Raw genomic sequence first — 12,443 nt, forward strand, 5'->3', positions numbered from 1 at the left:
CGCGACAGTGGGGCCGGGGCCGACACCGAGGCCTACCGCGACATCGTCGAGCGCTTCGGAGTGACCGAGTTCGACCGGTCGGGGCCATGCACCACCGGCCGCGTGTTGGCCGTGTTGCCCCACCCGACCGATGGCGACGCCGAGATGGTCGAGATCTTCCTCGACCGCACCACCTTCTATGCCGAGGGCGGTGGCCAGGTCGGAGACACAGGCACCATCACCACCGACAGCGGTGTGGCCCAGGTGGTCGACACCAACGCGCCCATAGCGGGCCTCAGCCGCCACATCGCCGTGATGCAGTCTGGAACCATCGGCGAGGGCCAGACCGCCACAACCGATGTCGACTGGGAACGTCGGGCCAAGATCCGGCGCAACCACACCGGCACCCACATATTGCACTGGGCACTGCGCGATGTGCTGGGCGACCACGTCAAGCAGGCCGGCTCGCTGGTCGAGCCCGACCGTCTGCGCTTCGACTTCAGCCACTTCGAGGCCGTGACTCCAGAGCAACTCGCCGCCATCGAGGACATGGTCAACGCCGAGATCCTCGTCAACGAGACCTGCCGCCACTATGAGACATCGATGGAACAGGCCCAGAACGCGGGCGCCATCGCCTTCTTCGGCGACAAGTACGGCGACACGGTGAGGGTGCTGGAGGCGGGCCGCAACAGCATCGAACTGTGCGGCGGCACCCATGTGGCCAAGCTGGGCGACATCGGTCACCTGCGCATCGTGTCCGAGTCGAGCATCGGCTCGAACCTGCGCCGCATCGAGGCCATCACCGGCACTGCAACGGTCGAGCGGTTGCGGGCCGACGAAGACCTGCTCGACGAGCTGTCGGACATGCTCGCGACCTCGCCCGACGGCCTCATCGATGCGGTGAGGCGGCGCAACGACGAGATCAAGGCCCTTCAGCGCCAGCTCAAGGCCATGCAGCAGGCTGCGGCGGCCAAGGCGGCCGGAAGCCTCACCGAGAGTGTCGTCGACGGTGTGGTAATCGCCAGGCTCGACGGGCTCGACCGCGACACGATGCGCGACATGGCTGCCGCGGCCCGTGAGGCCGAGGGAATCGATGCCGTTGTTCTGGCGGGTGCGGGCGAAAAGGGCGGCGTGGTCCTGGTGGCTGCTGTGAAGGAGAACGGCCGCTTCAACGCAGCCGACCTGATCGACCAGTCGGCCAAGGCCGTGCAAGGCGGGTTCGGCCGCAAGGGCAACCCCTCGCTGATTGTTGCCGGTGGAAAGAACGTCGAGGGCATCGACGAGGCTCTCGAACTGGCCCGTTCGGCCGCGGGCATCTGAGCGTGCGCGCCGTCGGGGTCGACCTCGGCTCGAAACGAATCGGGGTCTCGCTGTCGAACAGCGAGGGCACCCTGGCAACCCCGTTCGAGACCGTCCACCGCACAGGCGACGCCACCCGGGATCACCGGGCCATAAAGGCCCTGGTGGACGAAGCCGAGGCCGAGGTGGTCGTCGTGGGGTTGCCCCTGTCGCTCGACGGCACCGAGGGGCCTCAGGCACGCAAGTACCGAGCCGAAGCCGAGCAGATCGCAAAGGTGGTGGGCGTTCCGGTGGTGGTTCATGACGAGCGCTTCACCACCGCCACCGCCGACTTCTACCTGTCGCAGGCCGAGCTCGACTCCAGGCAGAAGCGCAAGGTGATCGACATGGTGGCCGCCACGGTGATGTTGCAGGACTGGCTCGATGGCCAGGCTGCCACCAAATCAGATGGTTCGTCGGAGACAATGGAGTCGTGACAACCCCGCTGCCACCACAACCCGTTGTGCCGCGTCCGTCCGGCAAGCCCGAGAAGGAACACTGGGACTACGAGGAGGTCTATGTGCGGGGCGACAAGGGCTCGTTCCTGGCGCTCGGCGTCATCGCCGGCGTCGTGGTGTTGTTCATCATGTTCTTCTTCGGGGTCCGCAGTTGGATCGAAACCCGCATCGACCCGCCTGGCGAGCCGGGCGACGTCGTCGAGCTGACCCTGGAACGCGGTGACTCGTCGGGCTCCATCGCCAACCTGCTGGAAGACAACGGAGTCATACCCAGCGCCACGGTCTACGGCTGGTACATCCGGTTGAAGGGTGGCGTCGAGTTCCAGGCCGGCGACTTCGAGTTCCGCGAGAACATGTCGATATCAGAGGTGCTCGGCGTGCTCGAGGAGGGCCCCGTCAGGGTCGCCTTGGCCCCGACACTTTCCGTGACCTTACCCGAGGGCCTCACGATCGAGCAGATCGCCGAACGCATCGACGATGTCGAGGGGCTCACCTTCGACGGCAACGACTTCCTGCGCCAGCTGCGCAACGGGCGCTATCGCTCCGACTATGGCCCGCCGCTGGGCGCTCTGGAACCAGACATGGAGGAATGGGAAGGGCTGCTGTTCCCAGACACCTACTCGCTGCTGGCCGAGTCGACCCCGGACGACCTCATCACCTTGCTGATCGACAACATGAACGCCGTCGGCGACCGGTTGGGCCTGTATCGCTCGCAAGACCGCGTCGGCTTGACCCCATACGAAACGCTGATCGTGGCCAGCCTCATCGAAGAAGAGGCCAAGGTCGAAGAGGACAGAGCCAAGATCGCAAGGGTCATCTACAACCGGCTCGAAGCAGGGTGGCCGCTGGGCATCGACGCGACCATCGTCTACTTCACCGGCGACAACGTGCTGCTTCAGTCAGAGCTCGAGACCGACTCGCCCTACAACACCAGGCTGCGTCAGGGCCTGCCTCCCACACCCATCGCCTCACCGGGCGAGAAGTCGATCGAAGCGGCCCTGAACCCTGCCGACGGCGAGTGGATGTACTACGTGCTGACCAGCACCGACGGCACCCACAGCTTCAGCGAGACCGCAGAACAGTTCGAGGCCGACAAGCAGATCTGCATCGAGCTCGACCTGGGCTGCGGGCCCTAGGTCGACCGGGCAGCTGCGGAGCAACGGATGAAGCGCGAAGCCCCGACCGGTGCCACCAGGCTGGCGGCCGTCATCGGCAGCCCGGTGCGCCACAGCCTGTCGCCTGCATTGCACAACGCGGCCTTCGATGCGTTGGGGCTCGACTGGACCTATGTCGCCCTCGAGGTCGCGCCCGGCGATGGTGCCCTGGCGGTCGAAGCGATGCGCACCCTGGGCATCGGGGGAATGTCGGTGACGATGCCTCACAAGGAGACTGTGGCGGCCGGCGCCGACCGCAGGTCGCAGGCGGTCGAAGCGCTCGGGGCGGCCAACTGCTTGCGCTGGGACGGCGACGCGATAGTGGCCGAGAACACCGATGGGGCTGGCTTCGTTCGTTCGCTGGGCGACGTTGGTTTCGACCCGGCTGGCGCTGCTTGTGTGGTGCTGGGTGCGGGCGGTGCTGCTCGTTCGGTCGTGCAGGCACTGGCCTCAGCAGGTGCAGCCGACATCGCCGTCGTCAACCGCACCTACGAACGCGCCCGGCAGGCCGTTGCGTGCGCGCCCGACATTGCCCGGGTGGGAACGTTCGCCGATGTGGCTGCGAGCGGCCTGGTGGTCAACTCGACACCGGTCGGCATGGGCGCAGAGGGTGGAATGGCCCTGCCCGTCCAGGTGATCGACGCCTTGACGCCATCCCACCTGGTTGCCGACCTGATCTATCACCCGGCTGTGACACCGCTGCTGCAGGCGGCTTCGGCGAAGGGCGCCGCCACCGTCAATGGGCTCGGGATGTTGCTGCACCAGGCTGCCATCCAGTTCGAGATGTGGACGGGGTTGCCTGCACCGATCGACGCCATGAGGTCGGCAGTCGATCTCGGTGGCTGAGCACAGGCTGCTGGCGGCCCTGGTGGTCGCGTCGGTGGTGGCTGTCGATCCTGGCGGATGGTGGCCTTACGGACCAGCGAAGCAGGGTGTGATCATCGCCGGGTTCGCCGCGATGGTGGCCTTGACGCGCCGGTATCGCGTCGGCCCGCTGGGGCGGTTGGTATCGGTTGGCGCAGGCGTGTTTCTCGGCGCCCTGGCTCTTGCAGCTCTGTTCGGAGCCGACCCCGTGATGGCATGGATCGGCACGCCCGAACGGCGGATGGGTGTGGTCGGTTGGTGCACCCTGGCCGCCGCGTTCGTGGTGGGCCGACGGCTCGGCGCGGTCAACGTGCTGCGAGCACTGACCGCCGGTGCTGCCGCGTTCGTGTTGGTGGGCCTGTTCGAGTCGATGGGCGTGACCGCTGTTGACCTCGACGCCGGGTCAGGCCGCTTGCTCGGGCCATACGGCTCGGCGTCGTACACCGGCTCGGCCGGCGTCGTGTTCACCGCGGTCTTGCTGCTGCAGGCCCACCGTTGGCACGGAAAGGCCCGGTTCTTGGCGCTGTTGGGTGGCCTGGTTTCGGCAGCTCTGACCATCGCCACGTCGAGTCGGTCGGCGTGGGTCGGGTTGGCCGTGGTGGCCATCGGCGCGGGTCTCATGGGCGCTCGGGTCGGGAGGGCGCGGCAACGGCTTGGAGTTGTTGCATTGGCCCTCGCCGGCGTGGTTGCCGCGGCGTTGTTGGTGCCGTGGGGCCTCGCCGGCCAAAGGGCCTCGACCGCTTTGGGTTCAGGCGGCGGGCTCGAGTCGAGGTTCGACGAGTGGACCATCGGGCTGGGGATCGTCGCCGATCATCCGGTGTTGGGCGTGGGGCCCGAGGGCTATCGAATCGCCGCCGTCGACCATATCGGCGATGCATATGCGGTTGCCTACGGCCGAGATGTCACACCCGACCGAGCCCACAATCTGGTCATCGATGTGGCGGCGAGCGTGGGCCTGGTTGGCCTGATCGGCTGGCTGGTCGCGGTGGCCGGGCTGCTCGAGTCGATTCGACGGCGTTGGGGTATGGGTCCGCTGTTGCTGGTCGTCGCGTTTCCGGTCGCCCAGTTGGGCTTGTTCCCGGTGGTCGAGATCGACCCGCTCTGGTGGCTGCTGCTCGGTGGACTCACCGCTGCCAACGCCGAGAGCCCTAACCCCAGCAGGGTTGCGTCGCCGACGCAGGCCCTGATGGCCTTCGTGTGTGCCGGCGCGGCCGTGGTGTGGGCGTGTGCGTCCTGCGTCGAGGTCGTCGCCGATCGCAGCGCGGCTAGCGCACTCGAAGCAGACATAGCCGGCCACCGTCTGGATGCCGTGGACGCGGCCCAGCGCGCAGTCGACCTTCGTCCCGACGTCGTCAGATATCACCGTGTGTTGGCACGGGTGGCGACCGTGGCCGCGGTTCCGTCGTCTTGGGTCCAGCGCATCGATCAACTCGAGTCCGCCAGGCGTTGGGCACCCGACGACCCCGGCCTGCGGGTCGACATCGCGGTGTCGTGGTCGTATCTGGCCACCCTGGTTCCCGATCGTGCCGCCGAAGCCGTCGAGGTCGTCGACGCGGCGCTGGAAGCAGACCCGAGCCATCCCGACCTGTGGTTTGCCCGAGCTCGGGTAGCCCTGTCGGCGGGCGCGGCCGACACCGTTGCGTCGTCGATCAACAGGGCGTTGGATCTGGGCGGCGAGCTGCCGATGGACCTTCTCGACTCGGATGGAACCAGATGAAGCGCTCGCGGGTGTATGGGCCGATGGCAGCTACTACAGCCGACGCATCGATCGACCTCGCCGCTCACAGCGCGACCGCGCTTCGCTTCGACGACTTCTACCGATCGGCCCGAGACGATGTGGCCAGGGCCTTGGCCGTGACCATCGGCGACGCCGAGCTGGCGGCCGAGGCGACCGACGAGGCGATGGCCCGAGCGTTCACCCGGTGGGCAGTGGTCTCCACCTACGAGCGACCCGCGGGCTGGGTTTATCGGGTGGGCCTCAACTGGTCCAGGTCGGTGCTGGTGAGGCGCCGGCGCCACCGCGAGATCATCGCCGGGCAGGCACCACCTCGTCTCGACATCAGCGACCCGTCGCCGGTCGACGACGAATTGGTCGCGGCGCTGGCGAGCCTGCCCGAGGCACAGCGAGCGGTCGTCGTGTGTCGCCTCGTGCTCGACATGAGCAACGACGAGACCGCCGCCGCCCTGAAGATCAAGCCCGGAACCGTCAAGAGTCGGCTGTCGCGTGCCATCGACCACCTTCGCAACGAACTCTCTCCAGACGACCGAAACAACGAGGCCACCAAGTGAACGACATGAACTCCATCGATGAACGTCTCGGCAGGCTTGCAGATCGCGTCCGTGTGTCGCCGGGTGACTACGACAAAGTGGTGGCCAGAGGCCGGACCCGGGCCCGACGTCGTCGCATAGCCAATGGTGTCGCCGGCGCAATCGTCGCAGTCGCCGCCGTTGGCGGCGTGACCATGTGGGTACAGCGTGAAACCGGCGAGACGGTGTCCGCGGTGGGCGACGCCGACGGCGTCTCGACGACCATCGGCTCTATCGACCCGTCGACGGGGGACTTCGTTGCCGCGGGCGCCCCTCTGGAGTTCGAGGTGGTCGATGCCGAGGGCCTCGCGAGGCTGGTGCGCAACGTCGTCGTGCTCGACGACGGCACACAGTTCGGCGTGTCCACGTCGACCGCCAGTCGCGAGTTCGAGTTCGCCGGCAACAGTGTCTGGCGCAGGGCCTCTGCAGGCGACCAGTGGGAAGAGGTCTCGCGCCCAGACATGCAGATCAGCTCTATCGCCGCGCTGGGCAACACGCTGTATACGGTGTCGACCGTTCCGGGGTCGAGGATCAAGACCGAGTTCGGTGGCGTCGACATCGTCGTTGCATCATCTACAGATGGGGCCGCGTGGTCGGTCGAGCCGGTCGACCTGCCCTTCGTGGAGTTGCCCGAGGGCATTTCCTATGCGGGCGGAGACGTTCCGTGGATCTCGGGGGTCGCAACCGTGGGCGACAGGCTGCTGGTCACCGCTGTCGATCCCCGATGGGTCGACCCGCAGTGGGCGTTCCCAGGTGTGTTCCCCCGCGACTCGTGGGTCGAGGTCGTCAGCGCCGGGTTCCTGGTGCATTCGGAGTCCGAGCCGAGCTGCCCCGATGGTTGGACGCCCGGACAGAACACGTGCCAGTCGCCAGATGGTGACGTCGTGTGGGCCGAGTTCGCAGACGACCCTCAGCTGGTGACCTTCGAAGAGCTCGGCGCCGACCCGACACCGTGGCTGCGCCCCATCACGCAGTTGTTCGTCGGCAAACCCAGCGGCGGGTTCGAGCGCGTCGATTTGGGTACGGGCAGGGCCGAGGCGGTGACCCTTGTCGACGGTGGAGAGCAGGTGTATGCCTTCAGCCGAACCACTGTCTGGAACGAAGACGGGTCGGCGGGGCAAGACGACATGTACCGCGTCGAAGTGCAGGTCTTTTCGACCTCCGACGGCGACGGCTGGTCTCGTGCGTCGAACCCGCCACTCGCAGACGGCGAGACGGTAGGTGAGGTGAGCCCAGGCCCGGGCGGAGCCGTATTCGCCACCACATACTCCAACACCGGCAGCACGGGGCTGTGGCGATTCGATGGATCGGCATGGAATCGCGTCGAGCTTCCCGGGCGTGGCTGGATCTCGTCTGTCGATTCGTCCGGCATCGCCTTCGACGAAACGACTGCGGTCGAGGGCGCAGACATCGAACCCTTGGTGTTCGTCGCCGACAGTGGCGTCGAGGTATCCGTCGACTTCACCACCGGGACGATCACTGCTGCTGGCCCCGACGGCACCCCCATCGAGATGGTCCGCGGCACTCAGGCGAGCCTGTGGGATTTCTCCGACGATCGCAGCGGCAACCTCCTGATCGTGGACGCCGGCGGTTCGGTGGTGGGCCGCATCAGCGCCGAGCAGGCCAACCTCGAGTTCGAGCGCTTCTATTCGGAAACTGGCCAGGACAGCCCAACGATGTTCACCATCAGCGCTAGCCGGGACGGGCAGACATGGTCTCAGGCAACGATCGAAATCGAGCCCCCGCAGTTCTTCCAAAACGCTCGCATCGTCGACGACGCTCTGGTGGTGTACCTGTTCGATGAGGCCAAGCCCGATGCCCGTTCGGCCATGGTGGCACCCCTCGGTTAACCCCCAGCACCAGCGGCCGACAATCTGGACATGCTCCAGACTTCATCGCGCCGCCTCGGCGAGCTACTCATAGAGCGCAAGGTCCTGTCCAGGGACGTACTCGAGGTGGTCCTCGACAGGGAAGCTCGGGAGGGCATCCCGATTTCGAGCCTGCTGGTTCAAGAGGGCATCGTCGGCGAAAAGGACATGATCGCCGCCATCGCCGAGCAGGTGGCGCTGCCGTTCATCGATCTGGCCGAGCACGCGGTGCGTCCCGATCTGGACAAGCGACTTCCCGAGGAGTTGGCTCGCACACACAATGCGGTGGTGGTCGATCGAGATCACAAGGGCTTCATCATCGCGATGGAGAACCCCACCAGCGACACCGCCAACGCCGCAATCGCGGCCGAGCTTGGCGCCGAACCTTTCGTTGGCTGCCTGGCCGTGCGTTCCGAGCTTCTCGAGCTGATCGAGAGGATGTATGGCAGCGGCGGCAAGGCCAGCATCGGCGATGCGGTCACCGACACCCACCTGAACGAGCTGCTGGAGCGAGTGCTCGACCTGGGTGGTTCCGACCTGCACCTGTCCACCGGCTTCCATCCGGCGGTTCGAGTCAGCGGCGAGATCAAGGCTCTGACCGAGTTTCCGGTCATGAACCCCTCCGAGATCAGGCGGATGATCTACGACGTGCTGACACAAAAGCAGCGCGAGAAGTTCGAGTCAGAACTCGAGCTGGACACCAGCCACTCGATCCCGGGCCGCGGTCGCTTCCGTGTGAACGTGCTGTTCCAGCGCAACTCGGTGGGTGCGGTGCTGAGGACCATTCCCGACACCATCGTGGCGCTGGACACGCTTGGCCTACCCGAGTCGGTCACCCAGTTCACCGAGATGCATCGGGGTCTAGTGCTGGTCACCGGCCCCACGGGCTCTGGTAAGTCGACGTCGCTGGCATCGATGATCGACGTGATCAACACCAAGCGCGCCGGCCACATCATGACGGTCGAGGACCCCATCGAGTTCGTTCACCGCCACAAGCGCTGCGTGGTCAACCAGCGCGAGGTCGGGGAGGACACGCACTCGTTCGCACAGGCTCTCAAGCACGTTCTGCGCCAGGACCCCGACGTCATTCTGGTGGGCGAGATGAGGGACCTCGAGACCATTCACACCGCCCTGACCGCTGCAGAGACCGGCCACTTGGTGTTCGGCACACTGCACACCCAGGACGCGCCGCAGGCGGTCGACCGTGTCATCGACGTGTTTCCCGCTCACCAGCAGTCGCAGGTGAGGGTTCAGCTGGCTTCGGCCCTGATGGGCGTCGTCACCCAGCAGCTGGTTCCCAAGATGGAGGGCGGCCGCGCTGTCGCTTGCGAGGTGATGGTGGTTACGCCGGCCATCAGGAACCTCATCCGCGAAGGCAAGACACACCAGATCTACTCGGCCCTGCAGTCGGGCGGGTCGTTCGGAATGCAGACGATGGACCAGTCGCTGGCGCGGCTGGTGCGCCGCAACGTCGTGTCCATGCAGGACGCCATCGACCGATGCGTCGATGAAAAGGACCTCAAGCGAATGATCGCCCAGGGCTGACCGAGAACAGGGTGATCTAAGGACCGCACATGGCAACTTACGCTTACAAGGTCAGGGACAAGCAGGGCCAACTCGTCGAGGGCACGATCGAGGCCGACAACGAGGCCCTGGTTGCGGCGCGCCTGCGCGAGATGGGATTTGCCCTCATCGCCATCGATCAGCAGAACGAGTCGGCGCTCAAGAAGGAAATCAAGATCCCTGGCTTTGGCGACAAGGTCAAGCTCAAGGATCTGTCGATCTTCAGCCGCCAGTTTGCGACGATGATCAACTCGGGTCTGTCGTTGATGAGGGCCCTGCACATCCTGGGCGACCAGACCGAGAACCCTGCCCTGGCACGAATCATCGGTGAGGTGTCGACCGCCGTCGAACGTGGCGAGTCGCTGTCGGACGCCATCTCCAAGCACCCGAAGGTGTTCGACCGTCTCTATGTCGCCATGGTGCGCGCCGGTGAGACGGGCGGTGTGCTCGATCAGGTGCTCATGCAGTTGGCAGACACCATCGAAAAGCAGGTGGCCCTGCGGGCAAAGATCAAGTCGGCCATGACCTACCCGGTCGCGGTTCTGGTGCTGGTCGTGTTCATCCTCGCAGGCATGCTCATCTTCGTCGTGCCGATGTTCGAGTCGATGTACTCCGAACTGGGCGGCACCTTGCCCCTGCCGACGCGCATCCTTCTGGGCGCATCCGGCTTCGTGACGAGCTACATCCTGTTCATCATGGTGGGCGCTGGTATCGGTATTTTCGCGTTCAAGAAGTGGAAGGCGACGCCGGCCGGCTTGGCCCAGTGGGACGCCATAAGCCTCAAGGCGCCTGTGTTCGGTGGCCTGCTGCACAAGACCTCTATCGTGCGTTTCGCCCGAACCATGGAGTCGCTGCTTCGTGCCGGCGTTCCGATCCTCGAGTCGCTCGAGATCACTTCCGAGACAGTGGGCAACGCAGTGATGGAACGCGGTCGACGACATCCAGCAGCGTGTCAAGCAGGGCGAGTCGTTGGCCGCCCCGATGTCAGACCATGAGATCTTCCCCGCCATGGTCACCCAGATGCTCGCGGTTGGTGAAGAGACCGGTGCTGTCGACACCATGCTCGATCGTGTCGGCGCCTTCTACGAGGCCGAGGTCGAGGCAACCGTCGACGCTTTGACGTCGTTGCTCGAACCGCTGCTGATCGTCGTGCTGGGTGGCACCGTCGGCGGCATGGTCGTCGCGTTGTACATGCCGATGTTCAACATCGTAAACCTCATCGAATAACCGAACGTTGCACCGCCTTAGCGGAAACTGAACGCGGTTACAAAACTGATTCGGTAACGATACGAATTCCTCATGATTGCGACCGGATCTCCCGATGGAGTCTCGTGGCCGATTGGCCGCATCAATTGACACATCAGGAGACAAGCAATGCTCAAGCAGCTCCAGGAGCGGCGTGAGAATCAGGACGGCTTCACTCTTATCGAGCTCATGGTCGTCGTGCTCATCATCGCCATCCTCATCGCAATTGCGGTACCTACCTTCCTCGGTGCACGAGAGAGGGCTCAGGACCGTGCGGTTCAGTCGAACCTGCGTAACGCGCTCACCGCCGGCAAGGTCATCTATGCCGACGATGGCGACTACTCGGGTGCGACCGCAGCCGAACTGGCTGACACCGAACCTGCCCTGACCTTCCAGGCTGCCGTCTCGGCGGACGCCAACGAGGTCAGCTTCGCTGTTGCCGCAGACAACCAGTCCATCGTCTACGCCGCTCTGTCGGACTCGGGCGACTGCTGGTACCTGCGTGACGCAGTCGGCAACACCGCCGGCACTTCTGGCACCACCTTCGGTGTCCGTGCCCAGGGTGCTGCTGGCGGCGACTGCCAGGGCAGCAACACCACCGGCGTCACCTTCGGTGCCGAGTGGTAAACCCCGCTGACTCGGGGTAACCCCCGATCCGGTGATTCAAAGAGACCCAGCCCCTGGGGCTGGGTCTCTTGGTTTTTGTCCCAGCCCCTCGGGGCTGGGTCTCTTGGTTTTTGTCCCAGCCCCTCGTGGCGCTGGTTATCCACCGCCGGCCGGGGCCGACATGAAATGCCGTGATCGTTCCAGTGGTGTCCGGACTGTACGGCCTGATCATCGGGTCGTTCCTGAACGTGGTGATACACCGCGTGCCGCGCGACCAGAGCGTCAATAAACCCCGCAGCCGCTGCCCCGAGTGCGGCTCTGCGATTCGTTGGTTCGACAACATCCCACTGGTGTCGTGGGCGCTGTTGCGCGGCCGTTGTCGTAGCTGTGCCACACCCATCTCGGTGCGCTACCCGTTCGTCGAGCTGGCGACTGGAGCGGCCTTTGTTCTGGTGGCCCTGGCCATAGGTGCCCGGTGGGCCCTGCCGGCCTTCCTGGTGTTCACCGCCGTTCTGATCGCCCTCAGCGGCATCGACATCGACACGCGCAAGATCCCCAACAAGGTGCTGTATCCGGCCGGCGCGGTCGGGGCGGCGCTGCTGATAGCCGGATCGATCCTCGACTCCGAGCCCTCGAGGCTCATCTGGGCCGCCGCCGGCGGAGCACTGGGCTTCGCGATCTTGTTCGTGATCTGGTTCATCGCTCCGGGAGGCATGGGCTATGGCGATGTTCGATTGTCCGGCTACATCGGCATGCATCTCGGTTACGTCGGGATGGGCGAGGTGGCCCTTGGCCTGTTCGCAGGCTTCTTGCTCGGCGCTGTCGTTGGCCTGGGATTGATGGTGCTGGGCGGACGTTCGCGCAAGTCGGCCATTCCCTTCGGGCCATTCCTTGCGGCCGGCGCGCTGGTGGCCATCGCGTTCGGCGGGCCCATTCTCGATGCCTATCTGGGGACCTGAGCGAGATGGCAAATGTGATGCAACTTCCAGCGCCACCGGCGCGAACCCATGTCAGGTCTTATGTGTTCGGTACCTCGGTCGACTCGAAACGATGTCGGTTGC

At 65.4% G+C, this 12,443-nt stretch carries 12 protein-coding genes; all 12 read left to right on the top strand.

Annotation, left to right across the window (positions count from 1 at the left end; genetic code table 11):
- Window positions 1–1,299, top strand: a 1,299-nt coding sequence (locus tag R2770_00005) for an alanine--tRNA ligase-related protein (GenBank protein ID MEZ5278829.1), incomplete at its 5' end; no start/stop codon positions are given.
- Between the two features lie 2 nt (window positions 1,300–1,301).
- Window positions 1,302–1,754, top strand: a complete 453-nt coding sequence (gene ruvX / locus R2770_00010) for a Holliday junction resolvase RuvX (GenBank protein MEZ5278830.1) — start codon at window positions 1,302–1,304, stop codon at window positions 1,752–1,754.
- Window positions 1,751–2,911 (top strand): endolytic transglycosylase MltG, encoded by a 1,161-nt coding sequence (gene mltG, locus R2770_00015; GenBank protein ID MEZ5278831.1) that lies wholly within the window; start codon window positions 1,751–1,753, stop codon window positions 2,909–2,911. Before ruvX ends, mltG begins: the two co-directional genes overlap by 4 nt.
- 27 nt (window positions 2,912–2,938) lie before the next feature.
- Window positions 2,939–3,775 carry a shikimate dehydrogenase gene (gene aroE, locus R2770_00020; GenBank protein MEZ5278832.1) on the top strand — a complete coding sequence of 279 codons (837 nt, stop codon included), beginning with the start codon at window positions 2,939–2,941 and terminating at the stop codon, window positions 3,773–3,775.
- A complete protein-coding gene (locus R2770_00025; GenBank protein MEZ5278833.1) occupies window positions 3,768–5,510 on the top strand; it encodes an O-antigen ligase family protein in 1,743 nt (580 codons plus the stop codon). Before aroE ends, R2770_00025 begins: the two co-directional genes overlap by 8 nt.
- A complete protein-coding gene (locus R2770_00030) occupies window positions 5,507–6,082 on the top strand; it encodes a sigma-70 family RNA polymerase sigma factor (protein MEZ5278834.1) in 576 nt (191 codons plus the stop codon). Before R2770_00025 ends, R2770_00030 begins: the two co-directional genes overlap by 4 nt.
- A 5-nt stretch (window positions 6,083–6,087) precedes the next feature.
- A complete protein-coding gene (locus R2770_00035; GenBank protein MEZ5278835.1) occupies window positions 6,088–7,950 on the top strand; it encodes a hypothetical protein in 1,863 nt (620 codons plus the stop codon).
- 30 nt (window positions 7,951–7,980) lie between these two features.
- The gene (locus R2770_00040) at window positions 7,981–9,513 is read left to right on the top strand and encodes a PilT/PilU family type 4a pilus ATPase (protein ID MEZ5278836.1); all 1,533 of its coding nucleotides are present in this window, start codon (window positions 7,981–7,983) and stop codon (window positions 9,511–9,513) included.
- Between the two features lie 29 nt (window positions 9,514–9,542).
- Complete coding sequence (locus R2770_00045; protein ID MEZ5278837.1) at window positions 9,543–10,526, top strand: type II secretion system F family protein; 984 nt, start codon at window positions 9,543–9,545, stop codon at window positions 10,524–10,526.
- A complete protein-coding gene (locus R2770_00050) occupies window positions 10,513–10,758 on the top strand; it encodes a type II secretion system F family protein (GenBank protein ID MEZ5278838.1) in 246 nt (81 codons plus the stop codon). The genes R2770_00045 and R2770_00050 overlap by 14 nt, the downstream gene beginning before the upstream one ends.
- A 147-nt stretch (window positions 10,759–10,905) precedes the next feature.
- Window positions 10,906–11,403, top strand: a complete 498-nt coding sequence (locus tag R2770_00055) for a prepilin-type N-terminal cleavage/methylation domain-containing protein (GenBank protein ID MEZ5278839.1) — start codon at window positions 10,906–10,908, stop codon at window positions 11,401–11,403.
- Window positions 11,404–11,588: 185 nt separating this feature from the next.
- A complete protein-coding gene (locus tag R2770_00060) occupies window positions 11,589–12,341 on the top strand; it encodes a prepilin peptidase (GenBank protein MEZ5278840.1) in 753 nt (250 codons plus the stop codon).
- Window positions 12,342–12,443 lie beyond the last annotated feature (102 nt).

The sequence above is a fragment of the Acidimicrobiales bacterium genome, from assembly GCA_041394185.1.
In the GTDB taxonomy this organism is placed as follows: Bacteria; Actinomycetota; Acidimicrobiia; order Acidimicrobiales; family Poriferisodalaceae; genus JAAETH01.

What these genes read in the sequence shown, in the direction of transcription:
- R2770_00050 (MEZ5278838.1), top strand. Translation starts at nt 10,513, where the DNA reads ATGTCAGACCATGAGATCTTCCCCGCCATGGTCACCCAGATGCTCGCG.
- R2770_00045 (MEZ5278837.1), top strand. Translation starts at nt 9,543, where the DNA reads ATGGCAACTTACGCTTACAAGGTCAGGGACAAGCAGGGCCAACTCGTC.
- R2770_00030 (MEZ5278834.1), top strand. Translation starts at nt 5,507, where the DNA reads ATGAAGCGCTCGCGGGTGTATGGGCCGATGGCAGCTACTACAGCCGAC.
- R2770_00055 (MEZ5278839.1), top strand. Translation starts at nt 10,906, where the DNA reads ATGCTCAAGCAGCTCCAGGAGCGGCGTGAGAATCAGGACGGCTTCACT.
- aroE (MEZ5278832.1), top strand. Translation starts at nt 2,939, where the DNA reads ATGAAGCGCGAAGCCCCGACCGGTGCCACCAGGCTGGCGGCCGTCATC.
- R2770_00035 (MEZ5278835.1), top strand. Translation starts at nt 6,088, where the DNA reads ATGAACTCCATCGATGAACGTCTCGGCAGGCTTGCAGATCGCGTCCGT.
- R2770_00040 (MEZ5278836.1), top strand. Translation starts at nt 7,981, where the DNA reads ATGCTCCAGACTTCATCGCGCCGCCTCGGCGAGCTACTCATAGAGCGC.